Annotated in this window: 19 protein-coding genes; 6 read left to right on the top strand and 13 right to left on the bottom strand. The window is 54.4% G+C overall.

From position 1 onward, the window contains the following. Positions 1-17: 17 nt before the first annotated feature. On the bottom strand, positions 18-467 hold the full coding sequence (locus NAT21_RS07460; protein ID WP_250936827.1) for a Fur family transcriptional regulator: 450 nt from the start codon (positions 465-467) through the stop codon (positions 18-20). A gap of 119 nt (positions 468-586) precedes the next feature. Between NAT21_RS07460 and NAT21_RS07455 the strand changes: the two genes are divergently transcribed. Further along, on the top strand, positions 587-1339 hold the full coding sequence (locus NAT21_RS07455; protein WP_250936825.1) for a TSUP family transporter: 753 nt from the start codon (positions 587-589) through the stop codon (positions 1337-1339). A 236-nt stretch (positions 1340-1575) separates the two neighbouring features. Next, positions 1576-2115: a DUF1161 domain-containing protein gene (locus NAT21_RS07450; RefSeq protein ID WP_250936823.1), complete on the top strand. Its 540-nt coding sequence runs from the start codon at positions 1576-1578 to the stop codon at positions 2113-2115. Between the two features lie 97 nt (positions 2116-2212). Here the strand turns inward: NAT21_RS07450 and NAT21_RS07445 are convergent, their stop codons facing one another. From NAT21_RS07445 to gorA, 4 genes are all read right to left on the bottom strand, one after another. Beyond that, complete coding sequence (locus NAT21_RS07445) at positions 2213-2608, bottom strand: ectoine synthase (protein ID WP_250936821.1); 396 nt, start codon at positions 2606-2608, stop codon at positions 2213-2215. A gap of 78 nt (positions 2609-2686) precedes the next feature. Then, positions 2687-3949 carry a diaminobutyrate--2-oxoglutarate transaminase gene (gene ectB / locus NAT21_RS07440; protein ID WP_250936819.1) on the bottom strand — a complete coding sequence of 421 codons (1263 nt, stop codon included), beginning with the start codon at positions 3947-3949 and terminating at the stop codon, positions 2687-2689. A 61-nt stretch (positions 3950-4010) separates the two neighbouring features. After that, positions 4011-4586, bottom strand: coding sequence for a diaminobutyrate acetyltransferase (gene ectA, locus NAT21_RS07435; RefSeq protein ID WP_250936817.1), 576 nt, complete (start codon positions 4584-4586; stop codon positions 4011-4013). 215 nt (positions 4587-4801) lie between these two features. Then, on the bottom strand, positions 4802-6163 hold the full coding sequence (gene gorA / locus NAT21_RS07430) for a glutathione-disulfide reductase (protein WP_250936815.1): 1362 nt from the start codon (positions 6161-6163) through the stop codon (positions 4802-4804). A gap of 107 nt (positions 6164-6270) precedes the next feature. On the opposite strand from gorA, the gene can reads away from it, so the two are divergent. Next, complete coding sequence (can, locus tag NAT21_RS07425) at positions 6271-6927, top strand: carbonate dehydratase (protein WP_250936814.1); 657 nt, start codon at positions 6271-6273, stop codon at positions 6925-6927. Between the two features lie 7 nt (positions 6928-6934). Here can and msrA read toward each other — a convergent pair whose 3' ends face one another. From msrA to mtnA, 7 genes are all read right to left on the bottom strand, one after another. Beyond that, complete coding sequence (msrA, locus tag NAT21_RS07420; protein WP_434084391.1) at positions 6935-7564, bottom strand: peptide-methionine (S)-S-oxide reductase MsrA; 630 nt, start codon at positions 7562-7564, stop codon at positions 6935-6937. A gap of 1 nt (position 7565) precedes the next feature. Beyond that, a complete protein-coding gene (tamB, locus tag NAT21_RS07415; protein WP_250936813.1) occupies positions 7566-11444 on the bottom strand; it encodes an autotransporter assembly complex protein TamB in 3879 nt (1292 codons plus the stop codon). After that, positions 11444-13264 carry an autotransporter assembly complex protein TamA gene (gene tamA / locus NAT21_RS07410; protein WP_250936812.1) on the bottom strand — a complete coding sequence of 607 codons (1821 nt, stop codon included), beginning with the start codon at positions 13262-13264 and terminating at the stop codon, positions 11444-11446. Before tamA ends, tamB begins: the two co-directional genes overlap by 1 nt. Positions 13265-13376: 112 nt before the next feature. Then, the gene (locus tag NAT21_RS07405) at positions 13377-14153 is read right to left on the bottom strand and encodes a hypothetical protein (protein ID WP_250936811.1); all 777 of its coding nucleotides are present in this window, start codon (positions 14151-14153) and stop codon (positions 13377-13379) included. A 149-nt stretch (positions 14154-14302) separates the two neighbouring features. Beyond that, the gene (locus NAT21_RS07400) at positions 14303-15595 is read right to left on the bottom strand and encodes a nucleotide sugar dehydrogenase (RefSeq protein WP_250936810.1); all 1293 of its coding nucleotides are present in this window, start codon (positions 15593-15595) and stop codon (positions 14303-14305) included. 2 nt (positions 15596-15597) lie between these two features. After that, entirely contained in the window at positions 15598-16488 is an 891-nt protein-coding gene (gene galU, locus NAT21_RS07395) for a UTP--glucose-1-phosphate uridylyltransferase GalU (protein ID WP_250936793.1), read from the bottom strand. A gap of 74 nt (positions 16489-16562) precedes the next feature. Next, positions 16563-17684, bottom strand: coding sequence for an S-methyl-5-thioribose-1-phosphate isomerase (gene mtnA, locus NAT21_RS07390; RefSeq protein WP_350355163.1), 1122 nt, complete (start codon positions 17682-17684; stop codon positions 16563-16565). Between the two features lie 36 nt (positions 17685-17720). Here mtnA and NAT21_RS07385 point away from each other — a divergent pair, with 36 nt between their 5' ends. The 3 genes from NAT21_RS07385 to NAT21_RS07375 are packed head-to-tail and all read left to right on the top strand — an operon-like array spanning position 17721 to position 20427. Then, positions 17721-19061, top strand: a complete 1341-nt coding sequence (locus tag NAT21_RS07385; protein WP_250936785.1) for a TRZ/ATZ family hydrolase — start codon at positions 17721-17723, stop codon at positions 19059-19061. Next, complete coding sequence (gene ubiG, locus NAT21_RS07380) at positions 19058-19774, top strand: bifunctional 2-polyprenyl-6-hydroxyphenol methylase/3-demethylubiquinol 3-O-methyltransferase UbiG (protein ID WP_250936783.1); 717 nt, start codon at positions 19058-19060, stop codon at positions 19772-19774. Before NAT21_RS07385 ends, ubiG begins: the two co-directional genes overlap by 4 nt. Then, positions 19771-20427 (top strand): HAD-IA family hydrolase, encoded by a 657-nt coding sequence (locus NAT21_RS07375; protein WP_250936781.1) that lies wholly within the window; start codon positions 19771-19773, stop codon positions 20425-20427. The genes ubiG and NAT21_RS07375 overlap by 4 nt, the downstream gene beginning before the upstream one ends. Positions 20428-20477: 50 nt before the next feature. Here the strand turns inward: NAT21_RS07375 and ybgF are convergent, their stop codons facing one another. Next, positions 20478-21227 carry a tol-pal system protein YbgF gene (gene ybgF, locus NAT21_RS07370; protein WP_250936780.1) on the bottom strand — a complete coding sequence of 250 codons (750 nt, stop codon included), beginning with the start codon at positions 21225-21227 and terminating at the stop codon, positions 20478-20480. Position 21228: the final 1 nt, after the last annotated feature.

Raw genomic sequence — 21228 nt, 5'->3', positions numbered from 1 at the left:
TTATCCCGACGCCAATATCATTCACTACGACACGTCTCACATATCCCGAGCAACTCAATGGTCTGCCGCTCGATATGGAAGCCTTCACGCTTTCCTGCCGCGTCCAGATCCGCGGCAATGGCCGTATCATGAAGCTCCTGTACAAAGCCGCATTGCTTGCAGATCATGAGCTGAAACCCGCGATGATGATCAGGGCAGGGACAGGCGACGTAGGCATTGAGTGATTCAATGCGATGAATCAAGCCCAGTTCCAGCAGAAAATCAAGCGCGCGATAGACGGTCGGTGGTCGAGCCGATGCGTGCTCGCTGGTCAGGCGATCGAGAACGTCATACGCCTTGAGTCCTGAATCGGAGCCGGCAATCAACTCGAAGACGCGCTGCCTGATCGCGGTGAAACGAACCCCACGGTCAGCACACCGATGCTCCGCAGCGGCCAGCATATTCTTCAATGAATGAGTATGAGCCATCAAATAAAGCCATAGGTAAATCGGAAAGGAAATCGACGAGTGATAAGATAACATCCCTTGCGCCGTCAGCGCACGAGATGCCACAACCACACACAAGCATCACAGCAGGAATCATGTTGATGACATTTGGCCCGGAGCTGCTTCTCCTTTTCTTCATGCTGGCCATGGCTGCCGGCTGCATTGATGCCATAGCCGGGGGGGGCGGATTGATTCTACTGCCATTTCTAATGGCTACAGGCATGCCGCCGGCTACAGCCATCGCTACCAACAAGCTGGGCTCCACGGCGGGGTCTCTGGCCGCAACGGTGCATTTTGTCAAAAAGAAACAAGTCGATCTTCGACTGATCAGGTTTCAGATTCTGACGGCTTTCGTGGGCGCAGCACTGGGCAGTGGTTTACTGCTCACCATGCATTCCGACGTGCTGGAGCAGGTGATTCCGGTGCTCTTGATCGGTTTTGGTATCTACTTCCTGATGGCACCACGGCTGGGTGAAGTGGATCAGCATCAGCGCATCACGCCGTTCGTGTTTGGTCTGACAGCGGCGCCATTGATTGGATTTTATGACGGATTCTTCGGTCCGGGCACGGGCGCATTCCTGGCCATCGCCTTCGTTAGCCTGATGGGCTATAACCTGGTCAAGGCCACTGCGCACGCCAAGGTACTCAATTTCGTCAGTAATCTGGCATCACTGATATTTTTCATTGTTTTTGGCGATCTGTACTGGAGCGTAGGCATTGCAATGCTGGCTGGTCAGGTTATCGGTGGCAGTATTGGTGCGCGCCTGGCAATTACCAAAGGGCAGAAGTTGATTCGCATCGTCATGGTAATCGTGACATTCAGTGTGTCGGTCAAGTTGCTTTGGTTTTCGTAATTCGTAAGCAGTGATTATCAGACTCGATTACCAATCCATTGCGTATTTAACATAATATATATTATGCGAAACAAAATAATGTCATGAATATGTCTGGTGCGCTCTTGTGATTTTGTGCCGAAATGCGCCTTTCCGATCTTTTTGTTACAGCTTTGTTGGTCTGGCCCTCTGTCTTGTGTGCTTGAAATCAGGCCATGGTAAGGTCGGCCTGATTCGTTTTTAGGGGGATTTTCACGATGCGTCATTTCCTGAAAGTGACGGTATGTGTCGGACTGCTGGCTAATGCCGGCGCAGCCTTTGCGTCATGCAGTACCACAATGGATGACATCGCCAGCAAGATTCATGGCAATGGAGTGCCTTACAATCAGTTTTCGCTGAACACGGTGAAGATGTCGGACGCCGATAGCGCTGAAGGCAAAATGGTCGGCTCCTGCAGCAACCGTTATTTTGCCATCATGTATACGCAACATGCGCCACGTCCATCATCGAATACCGATGCCGATAACACACCATCTGCTCGGATCAAACCGGCTCCAAAGGCAGATGGTAACGACAAGGCTGCCGCCAAAGGGTCTCAGTCCGAAAAAAAGGCGTCGTCGTCGTCAGCAGACACAGGCACTGCGAAAAGGCGTCATGATACGTACAGGGCTGCGCCGCAAGCTGATGATACGGCCGCTCAGCATAAACATGGCCGGCAGGACCCTTCAGTTGCAGACATGAGAAAGGATGATCTGTTCAAGAGCGAAGCTGATGGTACGCCCTGGTATTTGAAGTAGCTTTCAAGTACTCGAGGCTGGTCACGATAAAAAGCCGCTCCCGTAAATACGGGAGCGGCTTTTTATCGTGCTGCATGCCAGGCAACAAGGTCAGATATCATTCATCTGCAGCGGCATACGAGCCATCTTCACGGTGTTTTTCAGTGCCGGTAATTGGCGGGTTAAAGACACAGGCTACCGTCATGCCCTTCTCCTTGCCGCGCAGCAGATGCTCATCATGCTGATCCAGAAGGTACATATCGCCAGCCTTGATGGTGTGGATCTTGCCGTCAGCAATGGTTTCGACTTCACCTTCACCCTCATAACAGAATACAGCTTCGATATGGTTTTTATAATGAATGTGGGTTTCCGTACCCGGGTAAATACGGGTGATATGAAACGAGAAACCACACTTATCATCGGCCAGCATCAGCCGTGTGCTATCCCAGTTACCGTTTTCTGCTTCGACAAAACGTTCGGTCTTGCGGCATTCTTCAAGGTTACGGACAATCATTAAGAGGCTCTCCTTGCATGATGTAAATCAATTTGAGAGAAAGGCCGACGCCGGATGGGCGCCGACCACATGCCAGTATCAGGAAATGACTTCCCTGACACTTTCTTCAAGAATATCAAGAGCCTTACCAAGCTCATCATCAGTAATCGTCAGGGAGCACAGGCACTTGATCACGTTGCCATCGTGACCACAGGTTTCGATGATCAAGCCTTTTTCAAAGGCCTTGCCGGTAATTTTGTCCGCCATGTCACCTGTTGAAACATCAAGCCCTCGCATCAGCCCGCGTCCACGCTCACTGGCAGGATGTCCTGTTTCGCTGATCATGCGTGCCAGACGCTGATAACGCTCCTTGACCACCTCGCCCTTGCGCTGCACTTCCTTTTCAAAGGTATCATCGGACCAGAATTTCCTGAGCGCGGCCGTAGCCGTAACCATGGCGAAACTGAAGCCACGGAACGTACCGTTGTATTCACCCTTTTTCCAGACATCAAGATCGCGCCGCATCAGTACCATGGCAAAAGGCAGCCCGTACCCTGACAGGGATTTCGAGTTGGTAATGATGTCCGGCATGATACCGGCGTGCTCAAAGCTGAAGAACTTGCCGGTACGGCCGCAACCTGCCTGGATATCGTCCACGATCATCAGGATGTCATGGGCCTTGCAGATCTTCTCAAGACGCTGCATCCACGCGATCGACGCTACATTGATGCCACCTTCACCCTGTACCGTTTCAAAGAATACGGCCGCTGGCTTGTCGATACCGCTGGAGCTGTCATTCAGGGTTTTTTCAAGATAATCGAGGGTATCAACGCCCTCGCCCATATAGCCGTCATAAGGCATGAACTGGGCACCCAGCGTAGGAATCTCAGCCGCCTTGCGAAAGCGTGAATTACCGGTAGTAGCCAGTGCTCCCATGGTGACGCCATGGAAACCATTGGTGAACGTGATGATGTTGTGACGTCCGGTCGCGCGTCGAGCCAGCCTGAGAGCAGCCTCTACCGCATTGGTCCCGGTCGGGCCAGGCAACTGGATCTTGTAGTCCATGCCACGGGGCTCAAGAAGGTATTTCTCCACGGCCTTGTAAAAGTCGTGCTTGGCCTGAGTCCACATGTCCAGCGCATGAACGATACCGCCACTTTCAATGTAATCCAGCAGTGCCTTTTTCAGGTCAGGGTCACTGTGGCCATAATTGAGGGTCCCTGCCCCTGCCAGAAAGTCGAGATATTCAGTACCGTCCTTCTGCCAGATCCGGGCACCCTCCGCTTTCTCGAATACAACAGGAAAGGAGCGTGAATAGGTACGGACATTTGACTCGATATTTTCGAAATACTCGGTTTCCATCAAGGTCTCCTCGAATTCTTGATACATTGAGAGCAACATCGCCCTTCAAGGGATAGCACTTTTATATGCGATCTGGAGCAAACGGTCCTATACGGACCAGGTTTTCCGGGTCATGCTCACCACCCAATTGTTCTTCTGAAAAGTATTCCCGGCTGTTGAGTGGGGAATGCCAGCGGTGAGCAAGTTTCTTGAATAGCCCCCATGACGCTTCATTATCCGGCGTAATGGTTGTTTCCAGATGCCGAACCTCGCTTTGATGAGGCCGTTTCAGGACTGCTTCAATCAGCCTGGGGGCCAGGCCTGTTCCTCTGGCCTTTTCACCGACCGCCACCTGCCAGAGAAAATAGGTATCAGGTGCGTTGGTTTTGACGTAGCCCGATACAAAACCCACGATTTCGCCATCCTGCGTGGTGGCTACTGCACAACGATCCTTGAACTGCGTTGCCAGCAGCAGATAGGCATATGCTGAATTTACATCCAGCGGTGGGCAGGACTTGACCAGTTCATAGATGCCCCATCCGTCATCTGTCCCGGGTGCACGAATGAAAAGAGAATAATCCCCGTTGGTAATAACCTCCTCCGCGCCTGATCTGGCCAGATCGGAAGAGGACGTAAAAGGCTCTTTGAATGTATCCATGCTTATAGTTCGCAGGTGGCGAATTCGGTACTTACCATAACAATGTGGCACCAGGTTGGCAAATCTGAATGTTATGGATGGAAACCATCACCATAAAAAAATGTTATGGATATGACTGGCTGGTACCATCCCTTGGCCTGTCTTCCAGGATAGTTGATTTCAAAAAAAAAGCCGCACAATCGGTGCGGCTTTCAAAAGGAAAAAATGAAACATGGCTATTCGCGCGTAACGGTTCTCATGGTTACCAGCTCTTCGGCGCTGGTTGGATGAACCCCGACGGTGGCATCAAAGTCTGCCTTGGTCAGCCCGGCCCTGACGGCAATGGCTACGCCCTGAATCAGTTCACCAGCCTCATCGCCAACCATATGCACACCAAGTACACGGTCAGAGTCGGCGTCAACGATCAGCTTCATCAGGCAACGTTCATCCGCACCTGAAAGCGTATGCTTCATTGGCTTGAATGACGTGGCAAACACCTTGATGCGAGCGTACTTCTCACGCGCCGCTTCTTCGCTCAACCCTACGGTGCCAATATTGGGATGACAGAATACCGCCGTGGCAACCTTGCTCAAATCGAGCGGTGCGCGAACTTCGTTGTCGAAATGGCACGCCACCAGATGCATGGCTTCTTCCAGAGCTACCGGGGTAAGCTCGGGACCTTCAATGATATCGCCGATGGCCAGAATGGACGGCACCGTCGTCTGATAGCGGTCATCAACCACAATCTTGCCGGCCGGAGTGAGCTCGATGTCGACGCTTTCAAGCCCCAGACCGTCAAAGTTGGGTACACGACCCGTAGCCCCCAGTACTGCATCAACCGTTAACGTTTCACCCGAAGTCAGCGTGACGCGGTAGGCATCTCCGTCCGTGTCTATGCGTTCGATATTGGTTTCAAAGTGAAGGTTGACGCCCTTCTTCTGCATTTCATCACGCGTGAATTCACGTACTTCATGGTCAAATCCACGCAAAAATAGATCGCTGCGATAAACGAGATGTGTTTCGGCGCCCAGACCGTTGAAGATACTGGCAAATTCGACGGCGATATATCCGCCCCCCAGTACCAGAAAGCGGTCGGGGAACGTGTCCAGATCGAATATCCGGTTGGAGTCGAGCAGGTGCTCACGTCCAGGTATGTCAGGACTCCAGGGCCATCCACCTGTAGCCAGCAGAATTCGCTCCGCAGTAATGCGCTCGCCGTTGACTTCCACCTCATGAGCCCCCGTCAGACGAGCACGACCGTCGATGCGGAATACGCCCGAGTTGTCCAGCAATCGTTCGTAGATACCGTTCAGGCGGGTAATTTCGCGTGTCTTGTTGTCACGCAGGGTTGACCAGTCAAACCGGGGCTTCTGATCGAATGACCAGCCAAAGCCCTGACTGTGCTTGAAGTCTGCACTGAAGTGGGCTGCATAGGAGTATAGTTTCTTCGGCACGCAGCCAACGTTGACACAGGTGCCGCCCAGATAACGGTCCTCGGCTACCGCTACACGTGCACCCTTCCCGGCCGCCGTGCGTGCTGCCCGCACGCCACCTGATCCGGCACCGATAACAAATAGATCATAATCAAACTTGGACACTCTGGACTCCCTGGAAAGCAAAGGATTTAATAACGCTGAATGTGTTGAATACTGTACGCATTATACCGATAGACCAATGTCATGAGCGTTGAAAAGGACATGAATCAATGAGTAAAAGTACTTCTCCTGATATCCAGAAACTATTGGATCAGAACAAGGAATGGTCAAAGCAGATGCAGGAGAAGGATCCGGACTTCTTTAACCGGCTATCCGAGCAGCAGAACCCGCATTATCTATGGATTGGCTGTTCCGACAGCCGCGTCCCGGCCAACCAGATCATTGACCTGCCCCCGGGTGAAGTATTCGTTCACCGCAATGTAGCCAACATTCTTCATCACACTGACATGAATGCCATGTCAGTCATTCAATACGCCGTGGACGTGCTGAAGGTTGAACATATCATGGTCGTGGGCCATTACGGCTGTGGTGGCGTGCGCGCTGCATTGACCGGTGATGAATGCGGCATTGTAGACTACTGGCTTCATAGTATTCGTCAACTGCATGCCATACATCGTCATGAGCTTGAACTGCTGTCGCCCAAGGCCCAGGCAGATCGCATGTGCGAATTGAATGTCATGGCACAGGTAAGGAACCTGAGCTGCACCAAGATCATTCAGCGCGCCTGGGCGCGCGGCCAGAAACTGTCGGTGCACGGCTGGTGCTACAGCCTGAAAAACGGCCTGGTGAACAACATGGAATGCTCGCGTAGCGGGCTGGACGAAGTCGATCAGCTGTACCGATTCGACTTCGTCTCACATAGCTGACCCCGTTCTAGCCAAGGGGGCAGCTGACGCCTGTCCCCTTGAGTCCGCAGTACCCGGCCGGATTCTTGCTCAGATATTGCTGATGATAGGTTTCCGCATAATAAAATGCGGTCAGAGGCGCTATTTCGGTGGTTATGTCCGGCCGACCTGCCGCAGTCAGTGCCTGCTGATATCTGGCAGCGCTCTGACGTGCAACCTCCAGCTGCTCATCGTTGCCTGTATAAATCACCGAGCGATACTGCGTGCCTGTATCATTGCCCTGCCGCATCCCCTGCGTCGGATCATGTGCTTCCCAGAACACCTGGAGAATATCTTCCAGCCTGATCCTTGCAGGATCAAAGACAACCCGGACAACCTCGGCATGCCCGGTCATGCCTGAACAGACTTCATCATAGGTCGGGTTCGGCGTTATGCCGCCTGCATACCCTACTGCCGTGACGTCCACGCCCGGCAGTTTCCAGAAAAGGCGCTCTGCTCCCCAGAAACACCCCAGCCCCAGTACAATCTCTTCAAGATGTGCTGAAAACGGGGGCTGAATCGTGCTTTCAAGCACATGGTGAACCGGGTCAACCATCAATGGCTGCTGGCGTCCTGGCAGTGCTGTTTCGGCCGTGGGTAACGGAATTTGTCGACCCATGTCAGTTATCCTCACTTTTCCGGGTAGGCAGTTTTGCCTTGCCCAGACTGAATGTATACAACAGGTCCAATGCCTGATTGGAGCCGGATACCGCTTCCAGATACAGGTTTTGAAGCAATTTATAACGTAATGTCAGTTCGGCTATGGAGGAGAACATGCCGACGCCATAGCTGACTTTCAAGTCCTTGAACAAATAACCACTGACCACGACCTGGCTGTCATCTCCTGACCCTGCGGTATCCAGACTCAGATCCTGAACACCGAAACTCTCACCGATGGAACCTATTGCCCGGCCACTTTGTGACAGCGACAGGCCAATGAGTGCCGAGGTCAGCGCATCGTCATTGCCGCCTCCTGAATCGTCGGGTGCTCGCCCGCGCAGGAGGTAGGACAGTGCCGTGGTTTCATTCATGTCCGGGTCGGAAAATACAGAGACATTAGGCTGACTGGCACTGCCTGTAACCCGCAGGCCTGCGGTCACGTCATCTTCAATGGTATCCGGATTTCGAATGGCCTCGAAGTTCAGATAAGGCTCTGCCGGCGGCCCATTGAAGGTTATCTTGCCCGTTCGAATGATCAGGTTCTGGCCATAGGCCTTGAATTGCCCATTCTCGAGATCGATATCCCCCATCAGCTGTAGCGTATTGCGCTGCTGGCGGACCTTCAGCCCCCCATTGAGATTGGTGCTTAGCCCATAGGCTTCCAGCGTAACATCATCACCGATGATAACGCTGACATTGACGTCGATATCCATACCCGACTGGGCAAGCGTTGATGCATCAGCCCAGTCGGGTACATTTCCCTGCTCGATCTTCTGATCTATCCGGGCTGCTTCTTCCCGAGTAATGATGACCTCGTCCGAAGACGGCGATACTGCGGCGGGGGGCACTTCATCGACCTTGATACGCGCCCAGGGTATACGTATCACCCCGGCAATGGCCAGGTTGGCCGGGTCAGCATCCACCGTCAGATTGGGTGCCACCCTTAGTCGGCCATATTGTGGCAACGCGGCGAGCAAGGGAGCATTTCGGCCATCAAGCTCCACATGCGCCTTCCAGTCCCCCGTGGTAGGCCAGCCGGCGTTGCCTTTCAGATTCCAGGTCGCATCGCCGGAGGTCAGATAGCCGTCAAGATTGCCTCGATCACCGTCAAGCTTCAGAGCCAGCCGCGCATCATTCAGCTCAACCGGCAGGGCTGCCCCCTGCACCTTGAGTTGATCGAGCACCATCTGTCCATTCAGCAGCGGTGACAATGTCGTACCCGCCAAGCCAACCCGGCCATTCAATTGGCCCTGAAGGGTATCAATCTGCGGGAACAAGGGCTTGTAAGGGGCCAGCACAAGCTGGCGGGCCAGCAGCTCACCGGACAATGTTCGATCCCCTGTCGGGTTTTTGACATTTGCGGTGAGTGTAAGGCCCCCGGCCTGCGTCAGATCCAGCACAGCCTGAACGCGGGCATTGGCCTGTGTGGCATTCAGATCGATCGTGGCGCTGGTTTTGGGTAATTGCCATGGAGTGTTGTCCGGCGCCTTGCCGGACATTTCCAGGCTGGAGGTAATATGACCGGTACCTTTCCATTGTGTGCCGGCACGTGACCAGGCCAGATTGATGTCACCGACTGTAGTGCCGCGAGCGTCCCAGCCTTCAGGGAGGAAGCTGTTCAGCAGGGACATGGGGATATCACGCAGGGCCAGATGAGCATCACCCTTCTGTGCCGATACGCGAGCCTTTCGGGTCCAGCACAGTTGACCGCCCTGTGAGCGCGACAGACAAAACGGATCAATGGTGGCTGCGCTGTCTGCCAGGTCAATTCGGGCATTGAGCACATCGACCAGCGCGATGTCATTATCCGCACTCAGGCGTGTTGCAAGCTGCGTCACGCTTGCCAGATAACGTTGCTGCTGCTGGTTGAATCGCCCGTCCAGCCCGACATTGAACGACGCGATGCTGTTGCCGTCTCTGGCGTCTCCTTCCAGAGCCAGTCGATGCTGGCTGAGGCGCCCCTTCAGCGTGGTATTGATGCGTCGCCACTGCTGAGCACCATTGACAAGATCGCTTGCCGTCATGTCTACAGACAGTGCGGGATCATCCTTGCCTTTGGTATGTGCCTTGAGTGACAGGGCACCAAGGCTCAGGGCGTTGAACTGAATCGCCTGTCCATCGAGCGTTGCATCAATCACGGGTGTTTCGGCGCTGCCCTTCAGACTGACATTACCTGCCAGTGCGCCGGCAAGAGAAGGCATCAGGGTATCGAGGCTGGGGGCGTCAAGACGTGCATCCAGATCATAGCGATCTGACAGCGTACCGCTGGCCTTCAGGGAATTGTTGCCTTGCACAATGGACAGCTCATGCACGTTCCATTGCATATTGCTGTCACCGTCCAGGTGGGCCTTCATCGAGAAGGGGCGTTTCTGTAATGTGCCGCCGATATCAAGCATCGGAATATCCAGCGTCCATTGGCCTGGAACCGGCTGGTGGAATGACATGTTTCCCTGCCCCTGCAGGCGGCCGGACAGCGAGGGGGCCAGTGCACCTATATCCAGTGACTTCAGGTCAATATTCGCCTGTGCCGCTATACCGGATGCCCAGTTCACACCGCCCTTGCTTGATATACTGCCATCCGGCGTGGTGACTGCGAGTCTGGACCAGTCAAAATGACGCGCATCTCCATTGCCCCTGGCATTCAGTGTCAGCCTGTCTACTTCGGGGCCCTTGGCCTGCCCATCCAGTGTCAATTGATAGGCGTCCAGATCGCCCTGCAAGTGGCTATCAAACCGGTTGAGTACATAGACAGGTGTCTGTTCCCCAAACGGCCATGACAGCGTATCGGCGTGGGCCTTCAGTGAAAATGGCAGTCTCGGGGCCAGCAGGTCCGCCTGAGCATCAAGCGTGGCGGGTACATTGCCCTTGGCAGATAGTTCAAGCATCAGATCGGCTGCACTGCCCGTGAGTGAGAGATCAAATTTCTGCTGTGTGAACGGTGCGGCATGCCAGTCGCCCTGAACGGCCATGTCGACTGGGTAATTATCCGCCATGGTGACATCTGCTGTCGCCGTCATCTGCCCCTGAGGCATCTCTACATGGAGGCGCTGAAGATTGATCTGCTGATCCCTTGCATGAAGTGCAATCTGAATCACGTCGATGTGCTGCACCTGCTGGCCAGTGTCCACGGCGAGGTCATTCAGGGTCAGTGAGGGCGCGTCGAGATTGATCGGCAGCGTAATGGTGGGCAGCTCGATGCGCTGAGTGGCCTCATCCTGATCAAGTGCTCGCAGGGGGTGGGGCAGCGTTTCACTGTTTGTGTCGGACGGCCTGGCTGCCGGAGTAGCGAGCTCGGTCGCAGGTGGCGCTGTCCAGCGCAATCCGTTCAGCGTTGTCGGGGACAGGGTCAGCGTATGACCGGAGAAGGCCACGCCACTATTGAATTCGTTCCAGCGCAGACTGGCACCGGTCGCCAGGTCCACCTGGACATCGTCAACCTTGATATGGCGCACATCGACCGGTATCGGTGTGGCTATACGGCCCGAACCGGTCTTTTCCTCTGCGGGCTGCGCCTGGTCTACAGGGTGAAGTGCTATGTGAATCCCCTGCCCGGTCAATGAATCGATACAAAGACTGCCGCGCAGAAGACAGTCCGATGCCCAGTTCAGCACCAGGGTATCGGCGTCGAGAGTCATGCCGGCGGTTGTCAGCGAGACGCCCTTCAGTTCGAAGTCGTCAAGTGGCCCCCCACTGACTGACTGATAGTCAATCCATCCTTCGGATCGAGCGAATTCGAGCGCCTGACGTGTGCCCCAGGGAGAGAGCGCTATCCCCAGTACCATCAGTACCAGCGCCACGACACATACCAGTGTCCAGATAATACCCTTGACCACGTTCATCAGAATTCAGGCCCTATCGCAAAATGGATGTGCAGACTGTTGTTGTCGTCATCGCCGATCGGTTTGGCCAGATCGAACCGGATAGGCCCCACCGGCGAGATCCAGCGCACGCCAATACCGGCACTTTTCTTGATTTCCTCGGGCCACCAGGCGTCGAAGGCATTACCGGCATCAATGAAGGTGGCGGCCCACCAATCGCCGGTGACACGTCGCTGGTATTCGGCCGTCGTGGTCAACAGATGCTGACCACCCAGCAATTCACCATCGTCATTCTCGGGCGAAATGCTCTCGAAATCGTACCCCCGCAGACTGTTATCACCGCCGGCAAAAAAACGCAGGGATGGAGGAATCTTGTCGAAGGTATCCGTGGCAGTGGCGCCGACGGTGGCCCGACCCACGAACCGGTTGTTGTTGCCAAGACTTGTTATCCACTGCGAATTCAGGCGTGTGCGTACAAAGCGGGCATCCGACCCCCAGGCCGTATCGGAAGCCTCGAACAGGGCATCCTGGCGGTTGCCATGCATGGGAAAGCGCTGATTATCGACCGCGGTGCGGCTCCAGCTCACACCAGGCACCAGAAGATAGACGGTTTCATCCTGATCGGCCTGAGTGAAGTCTTCGCGCGTAGCACGCAGATAAAGACGCTGGTCCCAGCCATTATCGAATTTCCAGAGGCGTGCAAAGGCAGCAGAGCTTTCAAAGCTTCGGGTATCTTCATTATCCAGCTTCTTGAGCCCATAGGTGATTTCGTAACTGTCCTTGATGGGGTTGGCCAGCGGGATTGAATAGACGCCTTCAAACACGGTTTTGGGGGCTGACAGATACAGGGAGTTGTTCCAGCTGTCTCCACGTCGGTTGACCCAGGGCTGTTTCCAGTTGAACTGCAGGCGAGGTCCGACATCGGTCGCGTACCCTCCGCCTATTTCAAACTGATGGCGATCCGCAGGGAGGAGATTGACATCGATGGGCACCACGGCTTTCTCCGGCGGCGTCACCTGCCGAGGCGTATTGTCTGCTGCCGGCGGCAAGGTGCCCTTGCTGCCCTTATCAACAATCACGGTGTCTTCATTGGCTGTAGATAGACGGGGCGTTACAGCAATTCCCTTGAACCAGCCGGCCTGAGACAGACGCTGGTTATAGGTGGCCAGCTCGCTCGTCAGGTAATAGTCACCGGTCTTGAATGGCAACATGTTGCGCAATCGTGTTTCGTCTACCTGATTACCCTTGATGGTAATGTCGCCGTACCGATACCGTGGGCCACTGTCCAGAATCAATGTTACGTTGGCTTCATCGGCCCAGGGGCGTATTTCCAGACGATGCGCTGTAAAGTTCGCATCAAAATAGCCACGCTGCAGTGCCAGGTTCTGAAGACGTGTCTTGAGAGCTGCGTAATCCGCATGATGAAGCGGCTTGCCCTTCCGGGCCTTCAGGGTGCTTTCATCAATGGCCTTCTCAAACGGCGCATCATCCTTCGCTGCACCACGCACTTCCAGCCACAGATGATCAAGCCTGACCTGGGGGCCAGGGGTGACGGTAACAATGACGTGGTTACGGCTTTCAATATTGATATCAAGGTCGGACGAGTAATAACCATAGGCGTGCAGCGCCTGTTCGACCTTTTGCTCTATTTCGCCCTGCCATGCACCCAGTCTGGCCTGTTCGCCAATAGACACCGTAGACAGGAAATTCTTGATGTTGGTGGCCGGCTGACCGCCAATTCCCTTGACGGTGGTATCTATCGCCAGTGCCTGGCTGGTGGACAGACAGCATAAAACGGCCATTATCGGCCGCTGCATTTTTCCCCATGACATCCTGGTCATTTTTTATCGTTTCCTGCTACTGGGATGGTCTTGATGATTCGATATTGAGGTCTTGCCGTTGCCCGTCTTTCCAATACAGCTGGCCGCGGTTACCGGGAGCCCCTTTTCCTGCTCAGCCCTCGCTGGCGGCCTGCAGTGCAATGATATCGCCGGCCTGGGCAGCCAGTTGATGTGCCAGTGTTTCCAGGCGGTCTGCCTGTTCCGAGAGCGCATCACGAACAGTCTGTTGCTGTTTGCTTAATTGATTTGATATATCCGGCATCTTCGACATGGCCCCATCGAGCGCATCAAGTCTATTATTGATGTTCTCAAGCTCCTGTTGTTGCGCACTCAACCGCGTCAGGAGCATGTCCTGTTGTTTTTGCCGGTTATCCTGACTATTCACTAATTGGGCCACCTTTTTGGTCTGATCTACCTGCCCTGTCTGCAGCATTTGCTGGTCATGCGCGAGTGATGCAACGCGCTGTGCCAGCGCTTCATGCTGCTGTTTACGCTGATTCGTTATCTCCGTCAGTTGTTGTTGTGTGGCAAGTTGTGACTGACGTGAGGTATAGGCATCCAGGTCATTATCCAGCCGGTTGACTACCGCTTCTGTTGAACGTTGTGCCTCAGAGAGTTCGACTAGCCGCCGCTCGATACTTTCGGCACCATTATCGACACCGTCGACAATACCCAGACGGGCTGTTAGCTGTTCAAGTCTGGCCTGGGTCTTTTCAAGCTGGGAATGCTGCCAATACCCGCCCCCCGCCGCAAGACCAATAGCCAGCAGGGCGAGCCACAGCGCGGGAGATGATTTTCCAGCCCGCCGCTCACTGGCCGTCATGCGTGAAGACCTGGTCGATGTACGATGAGTGGCTGTCTTTTCTTCCGGATCGGGGATTATTCGCATAAGAAAATCGTCACCATGATGGCTGGGGTTATGACCCTTGCTGAATCAATAAGTTTACTTGTATCCGTTGCTGGCGAACATGGCACCATGGCTGGAATTTCATGCATAAAAAAGGCGGGCTCATGGAGCCCGCCTGATCAGTCTTTCGGTCACTTGTCCGAGGGATCAGCACGCCGCCCGATGCCACGGTAGATGAACCCCTGATCTGCCACATACTGAGGGTTATAGATGTTACGACCATCCAGAACCAGTGGTGTTTTCAGCAGTGTGCTTAACCGTTGCCATTCAGGGTTCCAGTACCCCTTCCACTCGGTAACCAGCAGTAATGCATCCGCATCCCGGCAGGCCTCATACTTCCCATCAGCCAGCGTCAACAATGGATGTTCGCCAAAATATTCCCTGATGCGTGGCATGGCCACGGGGTCGTGTACCTGAACATGTACTCCCTGAGCAAACAGGGCCTTCAGCAGGGAAACGGCCGGTGAATTATCGATGCTGCTGGTATTGGGTTTGAATGCCACGCCCCAAAGCGCCACGGTGCGCCCGGCAAGCGTGCCTTCAAAATGCTGCCAGAGCTTGCGAAAAAGGGTTTCCTTTTTCTGTTCGTTTATGTCCAGCACGTTTTGAAGCAGTCGGGTATCGCGACCGGTATCGGACTGAATGCCGGCCAGACGAGTCAACTGATGAGCAAAGGTTGGCCCGCCAAATCCGCAACCGGGATACAGGTACTGATGGCCTATTCGAGGATCTGCCCCCATACCCTGACGAACCAGTTCTACATCCACATCAAGATGGTCAGCCAGGCTGGCCAGCTCATTCATGTAGCTGATCCGGGTAGCCAGCATGCCAATCACTGCAAGCTTGGTAAATTCAGCGGCCTTGCACGGCATGAGCTGGAAGGCATCTTCGCGTCGATTGAAGGCACGCAGCAACTCCCTGATCTGGCGCGTTGCCTGTTCATCATGACTACCCAGAAGAATTCTGTTCGGTCGCGTGAACATGGTGAGCGCCCGGCCTTCCTCCAGCATGTCGGGAAAGGCAACACACGCCTGTCCCTTGCGCTTCAGAAGCTGCCCAAGGGTTTCGGTAAATCCAATCGGGAACGTGCTGTTATTGACGACAACAAATTCCCCCTTTTCATTACCCAGCACCTGGTTTACCCACTCTTCTGCATAATCCTGCTGACTGGGCTCCAGCGCCAGCCAGTAGATGTTTGCCCGTGGCAAACCTCGCTGATCATGACAAATGGTCAGACTACCCTGGGCACGAGCAGCATCGAGCTGGGAGCGAAGCCCCGGCTCGTTGTTCAGCCACTCTACTTCATCAAGCTTTTCAAAGGGGGTATCAGAGTGAGGCCACCAATGTACACGGTGGCCAACCATCGAGAGCGCCGTAGCCGCCGTGGCGGCGCCGAGAGTACTTCCGTGTACAATAACCTGCATGATTATCCCTCTTGGCTATAGCGCTTGAGCAGCTCGCGGAAGCCTTCGCCAAACTTGGGATGGCGCTTGGCAAAGGAAAGCGTGGCTTCAAGGTAGCCCAGTTGATGTCCGCAGTCGTAGGTATCACCCTTCATGCGGTAAGCGGCCACGCTGCTTTCCTTGCGCAACGCATCAATGGCATCCGTCAGCTGGATTTCATTGCCGGCACCAGGTGTAGTTTCAGCCAGCAGCGGGAAAATACGCCCGGGCAGGAGGTAACGACCAATCACTGCGAGTGTCGAAGGCTCTTCACCCGGTGCCGGCTTCTCGACCATGCCGGTAATGGGGGCGCTTTCCCCCGCAGAAGGTGCATCACCCTCCAGGGCTACAATGCCGTATTTATAAGCTACATCCTGCGGCACATTTTCAACCATGATCTGTGCATGATCAGTCTTTTCATAGGCATCAATCATGCCCTTGAGGTCGTTATGGTCGAAGCCTTCACAGTCAACCAGTACATCAGGCAACAATACGGCAAACGGTTCGTCATCACCGATGACCGAACGAGCGCACAACACTGCATGGCCAAGGCCAAGTGCCTGATGCTGGCGAACACTGATGATGGACACGTCACTGGGAACGATGCTCTTCAGTTCATTGAGCAGTTCGGTTTTGCCCTTGGCTTCCAGCTGTGTTTCAAGCTCGAAATGGGTATCAAAATGGTTTTCGATGGCTGCCTTGCTGGCATGCGTTACGAGCACGATTTCCTTGATACCGGCTTCGACAGCTTCCTGAACCACGTACTGGATGACCGGCTTGTCCACGATAGTGATCATTTCTTTCGGGATCGCTTTTGAAGCGGGCAAACAACGCGTGCCAAAACCGGCAACAGGCAAGACTGCTTTGCGGATCATTCCGTTGGTCCTTTTATGGATCTATTCAGCAAATTCAAGGTTTCAGCGAGCCTGATCAGCAGGCATGGCTGTTGTTAAACTCTAACATGATTTTTGATGTTGTCCTGTGTTGGTTGGGCTATGACGCCCTTTTCCGTCACAATGACATCGATCAATGCTGCAGGTGTTATATCAAATACAGGGTTGAATGCATTGATATTTTCAGGTGCGATGCGTGTATTTCCCTGATACATGATCTCTTCACCGGCTCGCTCTTCTACCGGTATATCACCGCCTGATTGTATCGTCAGATCAAAGGAACTCAAGGGAGCAGCAATCATAACCTTTACACCGTGATACCTGGCGGCAATGGCAAGTGCGTAAGTACCAATCTTGTTGGCGACATCACCATTGGCAGCTATTCTGTCCGCGCCCACTATCAACCATTTGACATTTCCTTTACTCATTATCAGTGCTGCTGCGCTTTCAACATTTAAAGATAACGGTATATTTTCTCTTGAAAGTTCCCATGACGTTAATCTGGCACCCTGCATCCATGGCCTTGTTTCATTGACATGGACATGTTCAATCATTCCGCATGATGCGCCGGCCTTGATAATACCCAGCGCCGTACCATGCCCTCCGGTTGCCAGAGCGCCGGTATTACAGTGAGTCATGACCGAAAAAGGATCTTCTCCTGACATGTGCTGCATGGTGCTCAGCGCAAGGGCCGACATGCGCTGGTTATTGGCGCAATCTTCTTCATGGATAAGGCGGGCCTCCTCAATCAGTGCAGCGACGGGTGGGCTTGCTTCATCATGCGCGTTATCCAGTACCGTCTTCATTCGCTCCAGTGCCCAGAAAAGATTGACGGCCGTGGGCCGAGAGGCAGCCAATTGCTCGATATCGCGCACCACCATGCCATACCACTTCTGCTGCCCCTTCTGATTGATCGCACCCAGCACCACGCCATAGGCTGCAGTAATCCCTATCGCCGGGGCTCCCCTGACCACCATATCCCGGATCGCATCCGCTACATCCTGTGCACTGGTCAGCTCAAGCCATACTTCCTCGGCAGGCAATCTTCTCTGATCAAGCAAGGACAAGGATACATTACGCCAGCAGATGGCACTCCAGGATGTTTTTGACATCATGACCTCAACGGGTTGAAACAATGGATTAATTGCAGGGAGCGCCTGACCGAACACCAACTCCACGCTAGAATAGGGCCATTTTATAGAAGGAGTTCTTATATGCTACCCGAGGCTGCTCAACAGGTAGATCTATTACTGGAATGTCGCTGGCTGTTACCGATGACTGACGACCAGCCCTCTCTGGAATGGCAGGGGGTTGCCATCGACAAGGGACTCATCGTGGGGTACTGGCCACTGGAAGAGGCTCGCCAGCGCGTGATGCCTGATCGAGTACATGCCCTTCATCAACATGCGGTTATCCCTGGACTGGTCAACGCCCATAATCATGCAGGAATGTCACTGCTGCGTGGCTATGCTGATGATCTGCCCTTGATGAGCTGGCTCAATGACCACATCTGGCCTGCCGAAGCGCGCTTCATGCGCGGTGATTTTGTTGCCGACGGCACACGTCTGGCCATGGCCGAAATGATTCGTTCGGGCACAACTACCTTTTCTGACATGTATCTTGCTCCGGAAGATGTGGTCGACTCCATCGCGGAGTTCGGAATGCGCGCGCAACTCTGCACTCCCCTGATCGATTTCGACATCCCCTGGTCTCGTAATTTCACGCATGGCCTTGAAAAGACACGAGCCCTGACAGATCAGATCAGGCCCTTCCCTGCGCTTTCGCTGGCCTTTGGCCCCCATGCACCGTACACCGTCAGTGATGAAAGCCTCACATTACTGGCCAGGGCACAGCAGGCGCTTGGCCTGCCAATACAGATGCACGTACACGAAACCGCCGATGAGGTGAACCAGGGCGTAACTGCAGCGGGAATTCGACCCATCGAGCGCCTTCACCGCGCAGGACTGCTGGGCCCCGGTTTCCAGGCAGTGCACATGACACAGCTGACCGAGTCAGACATGGCGCTGGTAAAGTCAACCGGCACCTCTGTTATACATTGCCCCCAGTCGAACCTGAAACTCGCCAGCGGTATGTGTCCGGTCAAGGTACTGCTGGATCAGGGCATTCCCGTGGCCCTGGGCACTGATGGTGCCTGCAGCAACAATGATCTGGACATGTTTGATGAAATGAAAACAGCGGCCCTGCTGGCCAAGGGGCACAGCGGCAACGCGCAGGCACTGCCGGCCATGGATGCACTGGCCATGGCCACGCGTGAAGGCGCAAGGGCTCTGGGCCTTGGAGATATTACAGGTCAGATCAGGACAGGCTACGCAGCCGATATTACGGCAGTCGACCTGCAGGCACTGAATACCGTGCCGGTACATCATCCCGAATCGGCGCTGGTCTATGCCGTCAACAGCTGCCAGGTAAGCCACGTAATGGTGGCCGGCAAGTTGCTTCTGGAACATGGTCAACTGACCGGCATCGATGAGAAGGCCCTTTTGGACACGGTCGCACAGCGACTGAGCGAAATGACAACGGAGTACACACAATGACGGCCTATCGTGAAAATGTGGATCACGCGGAAATCGACAAATTCGAATCCCTGGCAGACAAATGGTGGGACCGTGAAGGCGATTTCAAACCACTGCATGACATTAACCCGCTGCGGCTGGATTATATCGATCAGCACGCCGGCCTCATCGGCAAAAAGGTGCTGGATGTGGGGTGCGGTGGCGGCATTTTGAGTGAGGCCATGGCCAATCGGGGCGCTCAGGTCACCGGAATCGACATGGGAGAAGCGCCGTTGGCGGTTGCACGGCTGCATCTGGAAGAAAGCGGTGCCAACGTTGACTATCAATGCATCAGTGCAGAGCGTATGGCCGAGGCACATCCAGCCGAGTTCGATATCGTCGTCTGCATGGAAATGCTCGAACACGTGCCGGAGCCTGCCAGTGTCATCAAGGCCTGCGCGCAACTAGTCAAGCCAGGTGGTCAGATTTTCTTCTCGACCATCAATCGCCACCCCAAGGCATATGCGCTTGCAATTCTGGGAGCAGAGTATGTGATGAACCTTCTGCCCAAAGGAACACACGAGTACAGGAAGTTCATTCGCCCTTCAGAAATGGCGCACTGGGCTCGTCAGGCCGGGCTTGAAGCACGCCATCTCACCGGCATGACCTACAACCCGCTGACGCGCAGCTACCGCCTTGTACCAAACGATCTCAACGTCAATTATTTCGGCTACTTTCAAAGGCCGAGTTCATGAAGCGCCCCGCTGCTGTTCTGTTTGATCTTGATGGCACTCTGGTGGATACCGCTCCGGATCTGGCCACCGCGACCAACCTGCTGCGCGCTCATCATGAACTCCCTCCCCTTGAGGAAGATATCATTCGACGTGAAGTGTCCCATGGTGGCAGTGCCCTGGTCACGCTGGCGCTGGGGCATGATCAGCACCATCCGGAGCATGATGTTGCCCGGCAGTTTCTACTTGATAGCTACGAATGCAACGTAGCCGAGAGAAGCCGGCTTTTTGACGGTTTCGAGACGCTGATCAACTACTTCAAGGTGCATGATCTGCCCTGGGGCATTATTACAAACAAGCCTCGCCGCTATACAGAGCCATTGATCAAGGGGCTCGGACTGACGCCTGATGTCCTGCTGTGTGCAGATGATCTGCCTGTCAGGAAACCGGATCCTGCTCCCCTGCTGGAAGCAGCCCGCCGACTGGGCGTTGCCCCCGACGAGTGCTGGTATCTTGGGGATCACGCACGTGATATGGAAGCTGCACGTCGAGCCGGCATGCGATCCATTGCGGTAGGGTACGGCTATATTCGCGAAGGTGATGATGCCACTCAATGGGGCGCTGATCTGGTTCTGGATCATCCTTCGGATGTTGTCGATTTATTCATCAATAAATAGGCTTCAAAAAAAACCTCCATCAGTGGAGGTTTTTGAGTATCACGCCACACTTACTGGGATGACTGGTTCAGGAAGTCCTGCGCCTTGCCTGCAGCATCGCTGTTCGGATAGTCATTGACCACCTTTTTAAGCGTAGCCATGGCACTGGCCCCCTCGCCAAGCCTTGCCTGAACAAGACCAAGCTTGTACAGGGCATCAGGTGTCTTGCTGCTGTTACTGTACTTGTCGACAACGGTTTGAAAGGCTTTCTCGGAGTCGCCCAGGCGTGATTTGGCTGAATAAAGCTCGCCAAGCCAGTAATAGGCATTGGCATTCAGACTGGAGTCCGGGTAGGTAGAAATAAAATCTTCAAATGCCTGAATGGCGCCATCAAACTCCCGAGACTTGACCTTCGCAAAGGCGTCCTGGTAAGCCTGTTGCGCGTCCTGCTGGCCACTGGCACCTGTACTGGCGGATGACTGGCCGGCTGCAGCATTGACAGGATCTTCAGGCGTGCCTGCATTGCTGTCAGCACTGTTTGAGCTGGTATCCAGACGCTGTTCCAGATCCATGTAACGCTGCTGGGATAATTGCTTTTGCTCATCGAGCTGGTGTCTCAGCTCTTCTATCTGGCCACGAAGCTCATTGATGGCATCGCGCTGCGTTTGCAGCTGATTGAAGGTTTCAAGCCCGCCTGAAGCAGTCGCGGTCTGATCATAAAGTGAATTTGATTGTGCGGCCTGCGCCAGGGGGAGCCCCCAAACGGACAGCGGGAGCACAAGGGCTCCCGCGCCGCACAGTCTTTTCAGACTGTATTTCATG

The sequence above is a fragment of the Larsenimonas rhizosphaerae genome (assembly GCF_023700005.1).
Lineage (GTDB): Bacteria > Pseudomonadota > Gammaproteobacteria > Pseudomonadales > Halomonadaceae > Larsenimonas > Larsenimonas rhizosphaerae.
The sequence above is the reverse complement of the archived record's forward strand: the minus strand, read 5'-3'. Positions and strand labels throughout refer to the sequence as shown.